Raw genomic sequence first — 14,007 nt, forward strand, 5'->3', positions numbered from 1 at the left:
CTCACGCCTCCTTCGGTTCGACAGGGCCGGCGGGGGCGGTGGTACGGCGGGAGCGGCGCAGCGGCGGCTTGGCGCCGAGGCGCTTCGGGTCCAGGCCGGACCACGGGTGGCCGTTGCCGAAGAACTTGGTGCGGGCCAGCAGCGTCATGACCGGCTTGGTGAAGAGGAACACCACGACGATGTCGAGCAGGGTGGTCAGGCCGAGCGTGAACGCGAAGCCCTGGACCTTGCCCACGGTGACGATGAAGAGGACGGCCGCGGCCAGGAACGACACGAAGTCGGAGACCAGGATCGTGCGGCGGGCGCGCGGCCAGGCGCGCTCGACGGCCGGGCGGAGAGTGCGGCCCTCGCGCAGTTCGTCCCGGACGCGCTCGAAGTAGACGATGAACGAGTCGGCGGTGATGCCGATGGCGACGATGGCGCCGCAGACGGCCGGCAGGTTCAGCGCGAAGCCGATGGCCGGGCCGAGCAGGGCCATGATCACGTAGGTGAGGAGGGCGGAGACGCCGAGGCTGAGGATGGCCACCAGCGACAGGCCGCGGTAGTAGACGACGAGGTAGAGCACGACGAGGCCGAGGCCGATGGCGCCGGCGATCAGGCCGGCCTCCAGCTGGTCGCCGCCGAGGGCGGCGGTGACGGTGTCGACGCTCTGGGTGTCGAAGGTGAGCGGCAGGGCGCCGTAGGACAGGATGTTGCCGAGGTCCTGGGCGGACTGCTGGTTGAAGTTGCCGGAGATCTCCGCGCTGGCGCTCAGCGTCTGGCGGACCGAGGGCGCGGAGACGACCTGGCCGTCGAGGACGATCGCGAAGCGGTTCTGCGGGTCGGTCTGCTGCGAGAGCTTGCTGGTGATCGACTGGAACTTCTTCGAGCCCGCGCTCGTGAAGTCCATGGTCACGATCCACATGCCGCGCTGCTGGTCGAAGGCGCCCTGGGCGTCGTCGACGTCACGGCCCTCGACCTCGGCCGGGCCGAGGAGGTACTTCGACCAGATGCCGGGGTCGTCCTCACCGCAGGCGACGGTCGGCTCGCTCGGCTTGACGCCCTTGCCGGCGGCGGAGCGCTGCTTGGGGTCGAGGCAGTTCAGGGAGGTGAACTTCTGCTGGAGCGCCGCGGTCGCGGCGTCCGGCGCCGGCGGCGCGGTGGGCGTCGGCGTGCCCTTGGGGCTCGTGGACGCGGAGGGCGAGGCGCTGCCGGTCGGCGTCGGGCTCGGGGCCTTGAGGGCCTCGGACAGGACGCGGCCCTGGGTGGTGGCGGTGGCCTTCGGGGTGCCGGTCGCCGTCGGGGTGGCCGACTTCTCGCCGGCGGTGGCGCCGGAGGAGGAGGCGCTCGGCTTCGGCGACGACGACGGGGAACCGGTCGTGCTGGGGGCCGGCTGCGGCGGCACGGCGGGCGCGACGGCGAGCACGGGCCGGAAGTAGAGCTGGGCGGTGGTACCGACCTGCTCCCGGGCCTGCTTCTCGTTCGTCCCGCGAGGGATGTTGACGATGATGTTCTCGCGGCCCTGCGTCTGGACCTCGGCCTCGGAGACGCCGAGACCGTTGACACGGCGCTCGATGATGCCGACCGCGGTGTTCATGTTCGTCTCGTTGACCGCGGACTCCTGTCCGGGGTCGGCCTTCGCCTTGAGCGTGATCGACGTTCCGCCGGCGAGGTCGATGCCGAGGCGCGGGGTGGTGTGCCCCGACCAGAACATGCCGCCGGTGAGCGCGACCATGGCGATCAAGATGAATGCCAGGGCGCGGCCCGGCCGGCTCTGGGCCCCCGCCGGCCTTCGGCCCTTCTTCGGTGCTGCCACCTGTCGTTTCTCCCTGTCCAACCGCCTCGCGTATGGGTGTGCGCGAGGCGGCCACGAAGTGTGTGTGGGGACCTTCCCCCGCAGACGTGGAACCGGTCCGGGGACCGCGCGGACGCCGGTGGGCGTGGCACGTGATCCCCGGTCACGGTTACTTGGTGTCTGCCTCGCCCTCGGGCTTGCCGTCCGTGTCGCCCTGCCCCGCCTCGGCGGTGTCCGCCTTCTTGGTCAGGTCGGTCCTGGGCTGGGCGTCGTCGGCCCCGTCGGTCTTGACCGGGTCGGTGGACCCGGTCAGCGAGGAGGCGTCGTCCGGGACGACGGTGTCGGTGTCCGACTCCTCATCGTCGCCGTGGACGATGCGGTTGTACTCGGAGTCCTCCAGGACCGCGCCGATCGCGTTCTTCGCGTAGACGGCGTGGACGCCGGGAGCGACCTCCAGGAGAACGGTCTCGTCGCCGATCTCCTTGACGGTGGCGTACATCCCCCCGATCGTCCGTACGCCGGTGCCGGGCTGCATCTGGTTGCGCATCTCCACCGCCTGCTGCTGCTTCTTCTTCGCAGAGCGCGTCATCAGGAACATGGCCCCGATGAGGACGATGAAGGGGAGGAAGGTCAGGAGGTTCACGGGACGGGATTCCTTCGCACGGTCGCGGCGATGAGCCCGCGGCCTGTTTTTCGGGGGTGGGTACGCCGACCAGAAAGGGCGGCATCGGCGGAGTCTAGGCGAGTCCGCATCGATGGAACAACGCCCAGCATGGCACCGCGGTTCCTGGTCCGGCGAGACTCCGCGCCGTCACGCGCTCGTCACTCCGCCGGCGCGGCGGCCTCAGGTCCCGAACAGTCCCTGTTGTCCCGTGGCCCCGGGCCTCGCGGCGCCCCCGGGCGGCGCGGCCTGCGGCGGAACCAGTCCGAGGTGCGCCCAGGCCGCAGGGGTGGCGACGCGGCCCCGGGGCGTGCGGGCCAGCAGCCCTTCCCGTACGAGGAAGGGTTCGGCGACCTCCTCGACGGTCTCGCGCTCCTCCCCCACCGCGACGGCGAGGGTCGACAGGCCGACGGGTCCGCCGCCGAAGAGTTTCAGGAGGGCTTCCAGGACGGCCCGGTCGAGACGGTCGAGGCCGCGGCTGTCGACCTCGTAGACGCGGAGGGCGGCCGCGGCGATCTCGCGGGTGATCCGGCCGTCGGCCCTGACCTGGGCGTAGTCGCGGACCCGGCGCAGCAGTCGGTTGGCGATTCGGGGGGTGCCGCGGGAGCGGCCGGCGATCTCGGCGGCTCCGGCGGGGTCGATCTCGACGTCGAGGAGCCCCGCGGAGCGGTGGATCACCCGCTGGAGCTCGGCCGGGTCGTAGAACTCCATGTGGGCGGTGAAGCCGAAGCGGTCGCGCAGCGGGGGCGGCAGGAGACCGGCCCGGGTGGTGGCGCCGACCAGGGTGAAGGGCGGGAGTTCCAGCGGGATGGCGGTGGCGCCGGGACCCTTGCCGACGATGACGTCGACGCGGAAGTCCTCCATCGCCATGTAGAGCATCTCCTCGGCGGGCCGGGACATCCGGTGGATCTCGTCGAGGAAGAGGATCTCGCCCTCCTGGAGGGAGGAGAGGATCGCGGCGAGGTCGCCGGCGTGCTGGATGGCGGGGCCGGAGGTGATGCGGATGGGGGCGTTCATCTCGGCCGCGATGATCATCGACAGGGTGGTCTTGCCGAGGCCGGGGGCGCCGGAGAGCAGGACGTGGTCGGCGGTGGCTCCGCGCTGGCGGGCGGCCTTGAGCACGAGGTCGAGCTGCTGGCGGACCTTCTCCTGGCCGACGAACTCGGCGAGGTCCTTGGGGCGCAGGGCCGCCTCGACGGCCTGGTCGTCCCCCTCGGCGGCGGCGCCGACGATCCGCTCCTCTGCGGCGGGTGCCGTCTCGTCGTCCCAGTTCACGGTGGAGTCTGCCTTCTTGTTCGTACGGTGCGGGCGGCGGGGCCCGGCGGGGTCAGCGGGCGCGGTTCAGGGTCTGCAGGGCGGCGCGGAGCAGCTGCGGTACGGGCACGGAGCCGGTCTCGGCGAGGGCGGCCTCGGCCTGCGGGGTGACGGCGCCGACCGCCTCGTCCGCCTCGCGGCCGGCGTAGCCGAGGCCGATGAGGGCGGAGTGGAGCTGCTCGGTCCAGGGGGCGGGCCCGGTGGCGGCGGCGCGCTGGGCGCCGACGAGGCCACCGGTGCCGAGGGGCCGGCCGAGCTTGTCCTTCAGTTCGAGGAGGAGTTTCTGCGCGCCCTTCTTGCCGATGCCGGGGACGGCGGTGAGCGCCTTCTCGTCGCCGGTGGAGACCGCGAGGCGCAGCGCGTCGGGGCTGTGCACACCGAGCATGGCCTGGGCGAGCCGGGGGCCGACGCCGCTGGCGGTCTGGAGGATCTCGAAGACCTGCCGCTCGTCGTCGTCGGCGAAGCCGTAGAGGGTGAGGGAGTCCTCCCGTACGACGAGGGAGGTGGCGAGCCGGGCCTGCTCGCCGACGCGGAGCCCCGCGATGGTGGTGGGCGTGCACTGGACGGCCATGCCGACCCCGCCGACCTCGATGACGGCGGTGGTGGGGGCGAGGGCGGCGACCGGGCCGCTGACGAAGGCGATCATGACGTGCGGCCTTTCGGTGCGTGCAGGGCGACGGCCCGCTGGAGACGGTTCTGGGCGGGCGCCCGCCAGATGTGGCAGATGGCGAGAGCGAGGGCGTCGGCGGCGTCGGCGGGCTTCGGCGGCGCGGAGAGGCGCAGCAGCCGGGTGACCATGGCGCCGACCTGGTCCTTGCCGGCCCGGCCGCTTCCGGTGACGGCGGCCTTGACCTCGCTCGGGGTGTGCAGGGCGACGGGGATGCCGCGCCGGGAGGCGCAGAGCATGGCGACCGCGCTGGCCTGGGCGGTGCCCATCACCGTACGGACGTTGTGCTGGCTGAACACCCGCTCGACGGCGACGAGTTCGGGCGAGTAGCGGTCGAGCCACTCCTCGATGCCGCGCTCGATGCCGACGAGGCGGAGGCCGATGTCCGCGTCGGCGGCGGTGCGGACGACGCCGACACCGAGCATGGTGAGCGGCCGTCCGGCCGCGCCCTCGACCACGCCGACGCCGCACCGGGTCAGTCCCGGGTCCACCCCCAGCACGCGCATGGCGCCCCTCCCTCGACCGCTCTCGCTCATCTGTTTGTGCAGGCTATCGGCTGCCTGTGACAACGCAGCGGGCCGGCGGGGGTGTGTCCCCCGCCGGCCCGCTGCCGAAGGCTCGCGATCAGGCGTCGACCTTCGCCATGACCTCGTCGCTGACGTCGAAGTTCGCGAAGACGTTCTGCACGTCGTCGCTGTCCTCGAGGGCGTCGATCAGCTTGAACATCTTGCGCGCGCCCTCCTCGTCGAGCTCGACCTGCATGGTCGGGACGAAGCTGGAGTCGGCCGAGTCGTAGTCGATGCCGGCCTCCTGGAGGGCGGTACGGACCGCGACCAGGTCGGTGGCCTCGCTGATGATCTCGAAGCTCTCGCCGAGGTCGTTGACCTCTTCGGCGCCGGCCTCGAGGACGACCTCGAGGACGTCGTCCTCGGACAGCTCGCCCTTGGGGAGGACGACGACGCCCTTGCGGTTGAACAGGTACGAGACCGAGCCGGGGTCCGCCATGGAGCCGCCGTTGCGGGTCATGGCGACACGGACGTCGGAGGCGGCGCGGTTGCGGTTGTCGGTGAGGCACTCGATGAGCACCGCGACACCGTTCGGGCCGTACCCCTCGTACATGATCGTGGCGTAGTCGACGCCGCCGGCCTCCAGGCCGCCGCCGCGCTTGACCGCGGAGTCGATGTTCTTGTTCGGGACCGACGACTTCTTGGCCTTCTGAATGGCGTCGAAGAGGGTCGGGTTGCCGTCCGGGTCGGCGCCGCCGGTACGGGCGGCGACCTCGATGTTCTTGATCAGCTTCGCGAAGAGCTTGCCGCGCTTGGCGTCGATCACGGCCTTCTTGTGCTTCGTCGTAGCCCATTTAGAGTGGCCGGACATCTGCCTGTCTCCTTCGCGTAACCCATTCAATGAACGAACCCGAGAGATCCTACCGGGATCACGTCACCGTTCGGCGCGCACCATGTCCACGAACAGGGAGTGGACGCGGTGGTCGCCGGTGAGCTCCGGGTGGAAGGAGGTCGCGAGGGCGCGGCCCTGCCGGACGGCCACGACGTGGCCCTCGTGCTCGGCGAGGACCTCCACCTCGGCTCCGACGGACTCGACCCACGGCGCGCGGATGAAGACGCCCTCGACGGGGCCGTCGATCCCGGCGACGGTGACTGCGGCCTCGAAGGACTCGTTCTGCCGTCCGAAGGCGTTGCGGCGGACGATCATGTCGATGCCGCCGAAGGTCTCCTGGCCCGAGCGCGGGTCGAGGATCTTGTCGGCGAGCATGATCAGGCCGGCGCAGGTGCCGTAGACGGGGAGGCCCGCGGCGATGCGCTCGCGCAGGGGCTCCATCAGGCCGAACAGCGTGGCGAGCTTGGAGATGGTGGTGGATTCGCCGCCGGGGACGACCAGGCCGTCGACCTCGGCGAGTTCCTCGGGGCGCCTCACCGGCCTGGCCACGGCGTCGGCCGCGGCCAGGGCGATCAGGTGCTCCCGTACGTCGCCCTGGAGGGCCAGGACACCAATGACGGGAGTGGGGTTCATCGGTGCTTACCAGCCCCGGTTGGCGTAGCGCTCGGACTCGGGCAGGGTGTCGCAGTTGATGCCGACCATGGCCTCGCCCAGGTTGCGGGAGGCGTCCGCGATGATCTTCGGGTCGTCGTAGAAGGTGGTGGCCTTCACGATGGCCGCGGCGCGCTTGGCCGGGTCGCCCGACTTGAAGATGCCGGAGCCGACGAAGACGCCCTCGGCGCCGAGCTGGCGCATGAGCGCGGCGTCGGCCGGGGTGGCGACGCCACCGGCGGAGAAGAGGACGACGGGCAGCTTGCCGAGCTCGGCGACCTCCTTGACGAGCTCGTACGGGGCGCGCAGCTCCTTGGCGGCGGCGAACAGCTCGTTGTTGTCGAAGCCGCGCAGCTTGGCGATCTCGTTCTTGATCTGGCGCAGGTGGCGGACGGCCTCGACGACGTTGCCGGTGCCGGCCTCGCCCTTGGAGCGGATCATGGCCGCGCCCTCGGCGATGCGGCGCAGGGCCTCGCCCAGGTTGGTGGCACCACAGACGAAGGGGGTGGTGAAGGCCCACTTGTCGGAGTGGTTGACCTCGTCGGCCGGGGTGAGGACCTCGGACTCGTCGATGTAGTCGACACCGAGGGACTGCAGGACCTGGGCCTCGACGAAGTGGCCGATGCGGGACTTGGCCATGACCGGGATGGAGACCGCGCCGATGATCTCTTCGATCATGTTCGGGTCGGACATGCGGGCCACGCCGCCGTCCTTGCGGATGTCCGCGGGGACGCGCTCCAGGGCCATGACGGCCACGGCGCCGGCGTCCTCGGCGATCTTCGCCTGCTCGGCGTTGACCACGTCCATGATCACGCCGCCCTTGAGCTGCTCGGCCATGCCGCGCTTGACGCGCGCGGTGCCGGTCTCGGGAGACTGGGGGGTGGTGGAAGGCGTGGTGGACACGGGTACCTCACTCGTGACAACGGGGGTTGACGACTCCACCGAGGAAACAGGCCACCGGGGGTCCACATCAAGGGCCAATGTGGACCCGGTGGATCGTTTTCGCAGGCCCAGAGGGTCAGGCCGGTCGATCGGCAAGGGCCACCGGGGGCTCGTCGTCCATTTCGAAGGCGAGCGGGAACGGAGCGTGACCGGCCAGCCGGAACCACCGCACGGTGCGGTGGCGGCGCAGGGCGCGGGCGGCGCGGACCGTGTCGTTGTGGAAGCGGCGGGCCATGGGCACCCGGCGGACGGCGGCGGCCAGCTCGTTCGCCGTCTCCTCGCCACCGGGCGCCGCGCGGACCACCTCGACCTGCTCGGGCTCGCCGAAGACGGCCCGCAGCGCCTGGCTCAGTTCGCTCTCGGCGACCTCGCGCTGGTCCTCCTGGGCCTGCCGGGCGGCGTGCGCGGCCTCGTACAGCACGATGGAGGCGGCCGGGTCGAGGACGCCGGAGGTGGCCAGTTCCTGGGTGACCGAGGCCCGGCGCAGCAGCTGGGCGTCGAGTGCGGCGCGGGCGGCGTCGATCCGGGTGTGCAGCCGGTCGAGCCGTCCGGCGGTCCAGCTCAGGTAGACGCCGACGACGATCAGCGCGACAACGGTCCAGATGAGGGTTTCGGTCACGGGCGCACAGGCTACCGGGGTGGCGGCAGGATCCCTTCCCACAGGTCGTGGTCGTGGGCGAACAGGACTCGGGCCGGCCGTCCGGCGGCGAGTTCGGCGAGCCGGCCGAGCCAGGGGCGGTACGGGGTGCCGAACTCGTGGGCGAAGTCGTACGCCTGCCCGGCGAGGACGGTCACGCGGTCGCCGTGGTCGAGCAGCAGCGACTGGTGGCCCTCGGTGTGGCCGGGGGTGGGCACGATCCGGATGCCGGGCGCGATCTCGTGCTCGCCGTCGAGCTCCTCGTACCGGACGCCGGTCAGGAGCGTGTCGATGGTGTGTCCGCCGGCGCGGGCGATGGCGAGTTCGGTGCGCTGGACCAGGACGGGGGTGGTGGGGAAGAGCTGGTTGCCGCCGATGTGGTCGAAGTGGAGGTGGCAGTTGACGATGAGGTCGACGTCCTCCGGTCCGACGGGCAGCGGCCGGCGGACCGGCCGGTAGTGGGCGTCCGTCTCGGGCGAGCCCTCGCCCATGCCGGTGTCGAAGAGGAGGCTGCCGCCCGGGTGGCGGACGAGATAGGCGAGGGAGGGCTCCACGCGCGCGTGGGGCCCTCCCCATTCGTCGGCGGGCCGGGTGAAGTGTCCGAGATCGAGCCGGGTGATCGAAAGCATGGGGCAAGCCTGCCCCGCGTGGCGGCGGGGCATCCCCGGGCTGCCGGGGCCGTCACAGCCCCAGTCGCGCCCGCAGCCCGCCCGCGCGTTCGTCGGTGTCCACCGCCGCGGCGCCGTCCGTCACCGTCTCGTAGACGGCGAGGATGTCCGCCCCCACCGTGGCCCAGTCGAAGCGGCGGACGTGGGAGGAGCCCCGCAGGCTCAGTTCGCTGCGCCGGGCCTCGTCGCCCAGGAGGCGGACGGCCGCGTCGGCGAGGGCGTCCGCGTCCTCGTTGGCGAAGAGCTCGCCCGCCGCGCCCTGGTCGAGGACCTGCGCGAAGGCGTCCAGGTCGGAGGCGAGGACCGGCGCGCCGGCCGACATCGCCTCGACGAGGATGATGCCGAAGCTCTCGCCGCCGGTGTTGGGCGCCACGTACACGTCCACGCTCCGCAGCAGCCGCGCCTTGTCCTCGTCGCTGACCATGCCGAGGAACTCCACCCGGGAGCGCATCTCGGCGGGCAGCGAGGCGACGGCCTCCTCCTCGTCGCCGCGTCCGGCCACCAGGAGCCGGGTCTCCGGGCGCGCGGCGAGGATGCGCGGCAGGGCCCGCATGAGGACCGGCAGGCCCTTGCGCGGTTCGTCGATGCGGCCGATGAAGCCGAGGGTGCCGCCCTGCCACTCCTTCTTCGGCTCGGCGCGGGCGAAGAAGTCGACGTCGACGCCGTTCGGGATGAGGACCGCGTCACCGCCGAGGTGCTCGACGAGCGTGCGCCGTGCGTACTCGCTGACGGCGATCCGGGCGCTGATCTTCTCCAGGGCGGGCTGGAGGATCGGATAGGCGGCGATCATCGCCCGCGAGCGCGGGTTGGAGGTGTGGAAGGTGGCGACGATCGGTCCCTGCGCCGCCCAGCAGGTGAGCAGGCCGAGCGAGGGGGAGGTGGGCTCGTGGATGTGGACGACGTCGAAGGTGCCGTCGTGGAGCCAGCGCCGTACGCGCGCCGCCGAGAGGAAGCCGAAGTTGAGCCGGGCGACGGAGCCGTTGTACGGCACGGGGACGGCCCGGCCCGCGGAGACGACGTACGGCGGCAGGGGGGTGTCGTCGTCGGCGGGGGCGAGGACGGAGACCTCGTGGCCGAGCCGGATGAGGTGCTCGGCGAGGTCGCGGATGTGGAACTGGACGCCTCCGGGGACGTCCCAGGAGTACGGGCAGACGATGCCGATCTTCACGGTCGGCGGCCCTTCCCTCGCTCGTCCAGGTCCGCGGGCCACAGTCGTTGCAGCATGTGCCAGTCCTCCGGGTGATCCGCGATGCCCTCGGCGAAGGCGTCGGCCAGCGCCTGTGTCATCACGGACGTCTTCTCGGCCCGGGTGCCCGTCTCGGGTACGTCGACGGGCGCGTGGATGCGTCCCTTCATGACCGGGGTGTCGTCGTACCAGAGCGTCGCCGGCAGGAGCAGCGCGCCGGTCTGCTGGGCGAGTATGGCGGGGCCGCCGGGCATCCGGGCGCGCTCCCCGAAGAAGGTGACCTCGGTGCCGGAGGACGACAGGTCGCGGTCGGCCACCAGGCAGACCAGGCCGCCGGCCCGCAGCCGCCGGGCGAGCGTGCCGAAGGCGGCGCCGCCGTTGTGCGGCACGACCTCCATGCCGAGGGACTCGCGGTAGGCGACGAAGCGGTCGTAGAGCGACTCGGGCTTGAGGCGCTCGGCCACGGTGGTGAAGGGCACGCCGAGCCCACGGGTCACCCAGACCCCGGCGAGGTCCCAGTTGGCCAGGTGCGGCAGGGCGAGGACGACACCGCGCCCGGCGGCGAGCGTCTCCTCCACGAGGTGGATGTCCTTGATGGAAACACTGCCGGCGACGCGCTCGGTGCTCCAGGCCGGCAGCCGGAAGGACTCCATCCAGTAGCGCATGTACGAGCGCATGCCGGCCTTCGACAGTGCGGCGAGGCGCTCGGGCGTGGCGTCCGGCACCACGCGCGCGAGGTTGGCCTCCAGGCGGAGCACGCCCGGGCCGCGCCGCTTCCAGGCGGTGTCGGCGATCCGCCGGCCGAGGCCCGCGGCCACCGGCTCGGGCAGCTTCTTCACGGTGGACCAGCCCAGCCCGTACAGGCCGTCGGTCAGCCGGTCCTTCAGCGCGCTCATGACGCCGCCTCACTCCCCCGGCCCGCGGCGTCCGCCTCGGCCGATTCGCGCCGTACGGTCACGACCCGCTGTCCCAGGGTCACCGCGCTGCCGACGGCCACGATCCACAGCGCGATCGGCAGCAGCACGTCGACCCCTGGCACGCCGAAGGCGTGGAGCCCGGCGAGACCGGCGGCGACCAGCGAGATCACGAGCCGCTCGGCCCGCTCGACCAGGCCGTTCACGGCGACCGGGAGGCCGATGGACTCGCCGCGCGCCTTGGTGTACGAGACGACCTGGCCGCTGGCCAGACAGAAGATCGACACGGCGCACAGCACGTTGTCGTCACCGCGGCCCGCGTACCAGAGCGCGAAGCCGCCGAAGATCGCCCCGTCCGCGACGCGGTCGAGCGTCGAGTCGAGGAAGGCGCCCCAGCGGCTGGAGATCCCCGCCTGCCGGGCCATGTTGCCGTCGACCAGGTCGGAGAAGACGAAGAGGGTGATGACGATCGTGCCCCAGAAGAATTCGCCCCGGGGGAAGAAGACCAGCGCGCCGGCCATCACTCCCGCGGTGCCGATGAGCGTGACGGCGTCGGGGCTGACGCCCCGGCGGAGCAGAAACGCGGCGAACGGTGTGAGGACACGCGTAAAAAACGCACGCGCGTACTTGTTCAGCATGGCCTTCCCGAGGTTCGGTGGGCCGCGCGGCCCCAATGACCACCGGCTCACCCATCGTAGCCACGCGGTCGGCGCCGCACCGGAGCGCACCCGTCCCGCCGCGTCGAGTGTCCGTGGGCACGCGCGCGGGGGCAGGCCGGGAGGGCCGGTGCCGGGGCACGCGCGTGGGGACGTATGGACGCCTCGGGGTGTCGGTGCCAAGCTCGAAGGACCACCGCGGGCACCGCCGGAGCCGCTCCGCGTGACGCCACTCCCCCTGCGCCCGCGCCCCACCCACCGTGCGTCGCACGCAGTCGGGAGGAACACCATGGGCGAGAAGTCGAACACCCCCACCGGAGCCGCCGGAGGGGCTCCGGCGGCCGACCGGCCCGCGGCCGTACGGAACGTGGTGCTGGTCGGCCACAGCGGATCGGGCAAGACGACGCTGGTCGAGGCGCTGGCGCAGGCCACCGGGGCGGTCAATCGGGCCGGCCGGGTCGAGGACGGGGCGACGGTTTCCGACCACGACGAGATCGAGCACCGCCGGCAGCGTTCCGTACAGCTCTCGCTGGTGCCGGTCGAGTGGGACGGCTTCAAGATCAATCTGCTGGACACCCCGGGGTACGCGGATTTCGTCGGGGAGCTGCGGGCCGGTCTGCGCGCGGCGGACGCGGCCCTCTTCGTCGTCTCGGCCGCCCAGGAGGCCGACGCGATCGCCGCCTCCACCCGGATGGTGTGGGAGGAGTGCGCCGCCGTCGGCATGCCCCGGGCCGTCGTCGTCACGCACCTGGACACGGCCCGCACCGACTTCACCGAGCTCACCGCCGTCTGCGCCGGTCTCTTCGGGCGCGACGACCCCGACGCGGTGCTTCCGCTCCACCTGCCCGTGCGCGGTACGGAGGGAGCCGACGGTCACGCGCCGGTGACCGGCCTCGTCGGCCTGCTCACGGAGCGGATCCTCGACTACTCCACGGGGGCACGGCGCGAGGTGGCCCCGGACGGGACGCAGCGGGAGCTCATCGCCGAGGCGCGGGGGCGGCTCATCGAGGGGATCATCGCCGAGAGCGAGGACGAGACCCTCATGGACCGCTATCTCGGCGGTGAGGAGATCGACGTCAAGACGCTGGTCGACGATCTGGAGAAGGCCGTGGCCCGGGGCATGTTCCACCCGGTGCTGCCGGCCGCGCCGGCCGTCGACGGCGGGACGCAGGGCCTGGGCACCCTGGAACTCCTGGAGCTGATCACCCGCGGCTTCCCCTCACCCCTGGAACACGAGCCGGTCGCCGTGACCACGCCGGACGGGCAGCCCCGGCCCGCGCTCGCCTGCGACCCGGACGGGCCGCTCGTGGCCGAGGTCGTCAAGACGGCCGCCGACCCGTACGTGGGCCGGCTCTCGCTGGTGCGGGTCTTCTCCGGCACGCTGCGCCCGGACCTGACGGTGCACGTCTCGGGCCACGGGCTCGCCGACCGGGGCCACGAGGACCACGACGTGGACGAGCGCGTCGGCGGGCTGACCTCGCCGTTCGGGAAGCAGCAGCGGCCGGTGCCGTACTGCGTCGCCGGTGACCTGGCCTGTGTCGCCCGGCTCGGGCGGGCCGAGACCGGCGACACGATCTCCGCCCGGGAGGACCCGCTCCTGATGGAGCCCTGGAGCATGCCGGAGCCTCTGCTCCCGCTGGCCGTCGAGGCGCACAGCAAGGCCGACGAGGACCGTCTCTCCCAGGGCCTGGCCCGGCTGGTCGCGGAGGACCCGACCCTGCGGCTCGAACACAACCAGGACACCCGCCAGGTGGTGCTGTGGTGCCTGGGTGAGGCCCACCAGGACGTGGTCCTGGAGCGGCTGCGCGGCCGGTACGGGGTGCGCGTGGACGCCGTGCCGTACAAGGTGCCGCTGCGGGAGACCTTCGGCGGGCCGGCGGCGGGCCGCGGCCGGCACGTGAAGCAGTCCGGCGGTCACGGCCAGTTCGCCATCTGCGAGATCGAGGTGGAACCCCTGCCGCCGGGCAGCGGCGTCGAGTTCGTGGACAAGGTGGTGGGCGGGGCGGTGCCGCGCCCGTTCGTGGCCTCCGTCGAGAAGGGCGTACGGGCCCAGGCCGCGCGCGGCGTCTCGGCGGGCTGCCCTCTGGTGGACGTCCGGGTCACCCTGCGGGACGGCAAGGCGCACTCGGTGGACTCCTCGGACGCCGCCTTCCAGACGGCCGGGGCGCTCGCGCTCCGCGAGGCCGCCACCGGGGCCACCGTCCACCTCCTGGAGCCGGTGGCGGAGGTGCGGGTGATGGTGCCCGACGAGTACGTGGGCCCGGTGATGAGCGACCTGTCCGGGCGGCGCGGGCGGGTCGTCGGAACCGAACAGGCGGGCCCGGGCCGCACGGTGGTGCGGGCGGAGGTGCCGGAGATCGAGATCGGCCGGTACGCGATCGACCTGCGCTCCCTCTCGCACGGCACCGGCCGGTTCGACCGCGCCTACGCCCGCCACGAGCCGATGCCCTCCCAGCTGGCCGAGAAGGTGCGCCGACAGGCCACGGGGAACGGCTCCCTGACGGACTGACAGGCGGGGCCGTCCGCCCGGCCGCGGCGG

The 14,007-nt window shown here is 72.5% G+C and carries 14 protein-coding genes; 1 reads left to right on the forward strand and 13 read right to left on the reverse strand.

Features of this window, described 5'->3' with window-relative positions:
• Position 1 precedes the first annotated feature (1 nt).
• The 13 genes from secD to pgsA form a co-directional block, all read right to left on the reverse strand.
• A complete protein-coding gene (gene secD, locus ABTY40_RS21805) occupies positions 2–1,795 on the reverse strand; it encodes a protein translocase subunit SecD (protein ID WP_352061057.1) in 1,794 nt (597 codons plus the stop codon).
• Between the two features lie 148 nt (positions 1,796–1,943).
• A complete protein-coding gene (gene yajC / locus ABTY40_RS21810; RefSeq protein WP_352061058.1) occupies positions 1,944–2,417 on the reverse strand; it encodes a preprotein translocase subunit YajC in 474 nt (157 codons plus the stop codon).
• A gap of 201 nt (positions 2,418–2,618) precedes the next feature.
• Positions 2,619–3,710 (reverse strand): Holliday junction branch migration DNA helicase RuvB, encoded by a 1,092-nt coding sequence (gene ruvB, locus ABTY40_RS21815; protein ID WP_352061059.1) that lies wholly within the window; start codon positions 3,708–3,710, stop codon positions 2,619–2,621.
• Positions 3,711–3,762: 52 nt separating this feature from the next.
• Positions 3,763–4,395, reverse strand: a complete 633-nt coding sequence (gene ruvA / locus ABTY40_RS21820; protein WP_345282229.1) for a Holliday junction branch migration protein RuvA — start codon at positions 4,393–4,395, stop codon at positions 3,763–3,765.
• Positions 4,392–4,922 (reverse strand): crossover junction endodeoxyribonuclease RuvC, encoded by a 531-nt coding sequence (ruvC, locus tag ABTY40_RS21825; RefSeq protein ID WP_345282231.1) that lies wholly within the window; start codon positions 4,920–4,922, stop codon positions 4,392–4,394. The genes ruvA and ruvC overlap by 4 nt, the downstream gene beginning before the upstream one ends.
• A gap of 118 nt (positions 4,923–5,040) precedes the next feature.
• Entirely contained in the window at positions 5,041–5,793 is a 753-nt protein-coding gene (locus ABTY40_RS21830; protein WP_352061060.1) for a YebC/PmpR family DNA-binding transcriptional regulator, read from the reverse strand.
• Positions 5,794–5,856: 63 nt separating this feature from the next.
• On the reverse strand, positions 5,857–6,447 hold the full coding sequence (gene pdxT, locus ABTY40_RS21835; protein WP_352061061.1) for a pyridoxal 5'-phosphate synthase glutaminase subunit PdxT: 591 nt from the start codon (positions 6,445–6,447) through the stop codon (positions 5,857–5,859).
• A 6-nt stretch (positions 6,448–6,453) separates the two neighbouring features.
• Positions 6,454–7,368, reverse strand: coding sequence for a pyridoxal 5'-phosphate synthase lyase subunit PdxS (pdxS, locus tag ABTY40_RS21840; RefSeq protein WP_352061062.1), 915 nt, complete (start codon positions 7,366–7,368; stop codon positions 6,454–6,456).
• Between the two features lie 115 nt (positions 7,369–7,483).
• Positions 7,484–8,026 carry a hypothetical protein gene (locus ABTY40_RS21845; protein WP_352061063.1) on the reverse strand — a complete coding sequence of 181 codons (543 nt, stop codon included), beginning with the start codon at positions 8,024–8,026 and terminating at the stop codon, positions 7,484–7,486.
• Between the two features lie 11 nt (positions 8,027–8,037).
• Positions 8,038–8,673 carry an N-acyl homoserine lactonase family protein gene (locus tag ABTY40_RS21850; protein ID WP_352061064.1) on the reverse strand — a complete coding sequence of 212 codons (636 nt, stop codon included), beginning with the start codon at positions 8,671–8,673 and terminating at the stop codon, positions 8,038–8,040.
• 52 nt (positions 8,674–8,725) lie between these two features.
• Positions 8,726–9,880, reverse strand: coding sequence for a glycosyltransferase family 4 protein (locus ABTY40_RS21855; RefSeq protein ID WP_352061065.1), 1,155 nt, complete (start codon positions 9,878–9,880; stop codon positions 8,726–8,728).
• Positions 9,877–10,794, reverse strand: a complete 918-nt coding sequence (locus ABTY40_RS21860) for a phosphatidylinositol mannoside acyltransferase (protein WP_352061066.1) — start codon at positions 10,792–10,794, stop codon at positions 9,877–9,879. Before ABTY40_RS21860 ends, ABTY40_RS21855 begins: the two co-directional genes overlap by 4 nt.
• A complete protein-coding gene (gene pgsA / locus ABTY40_RS21865) occupies positions 10,791–11,450 on the reverse strand; it encodes a phosphatidylinositol phosphate synthase (RefSeq protein WP_352061067.1) in 660 nt (219 codons plus the stop codon). Before pgsA ends, ABTY40_RS21860 begins: the two co-directional genes overlap by 4 nt.
• Positions 11,451–11,757: 307 nt before the next feature.
• Here pgsA and ABTY40_RS21870 point away from each other — a divergent pair, with 307 nt between their 5' ends.
• Positions 11,758–13,977 carry an elongation factor G-like protein EF-G2 gene (locus ABTY40_RS21870; RefSeq protein WP_352061068.1) on the forward strand — a complete coding sequence of 740 codons (2,220 nt, stop codon included), beginning with the start codon at positions 11,758–11,760 and terminating at the stop codon, positions 13,975–13,977.
• The last annotated feature ends 30 nt before the right edge of the window (positions 13,978–14,007 follow it).

The sequence above is a fragment of the Streptomyces sp. NPDC126503 genome, from assembly GCF_040302405.1.
GTDB lineage: Bacteria > Actinomycetota > Actinomycetes > Streptomycetales > Streptomycetaceae > Streptomyces > Streptomyces gulbargensis.

Excerpts from the sequence above, each read along its gene's own strand:
- ruvC (WP_345282231.1), bottom strand. The coding sequence starts at position 4,922 with ATGCGCGTGCTGGGGGTGGACCCGGGACTGACCCGGTGCGGCGTCGGC.
- ABTY40_RS21850 (WP_352061064.1), bottom strand. The coding sequence starts at position 8,673 with ATGCTTTCGATCACCCGGCTCGATCTCGGACACTTCACCCGGCCCGCC.
- ABTY40_RS21830 (WP_352061060.1), bottom strand. The coding sequence starts at position 5,793 with ATGTCCGGCCACTCTAAATGGGCTACGACGAAGCACAAGAAGGCCGTG.
- pgsA (WP_352061067.1), bottom strand. The coding sequence starts at position 11,450 with ATGCTGAACAAGTACGCGCGTGCGTTTTTTACGCGTGTCCTCACACCG.
- ABTY40_RS21870 (WP_352061068.1), top strand. The coding sequence starts at position 11,758 with ATGGGCGAGAAGTCGAACACCCCCACCGGAGCCGCCGGAGGGGCTCCG.
- ABTY40_RS21860 (WP_352061066.1), bottom strand. The coding sequence starts at position 10,794 with ATGAGCGCGCTGAAGGACCGGCTGACCGACGGCCTGTACGGGCTGGGC.
- pdxT (WP_352061061.1), bottom strand. The coding sequence starts at position 6,447 with ATGAACCCCACTCCCGTCATTGGTGTCCTGGCCCTCCAGGGCGACGTA.
- ruvA (WP_345282229.1), bottom strand. The coding sequence starts at position 4,395 with ATGATCGCCTTCGTCAGCGGCCCGGTCGCCGCCCTCGCCCCCACCACC.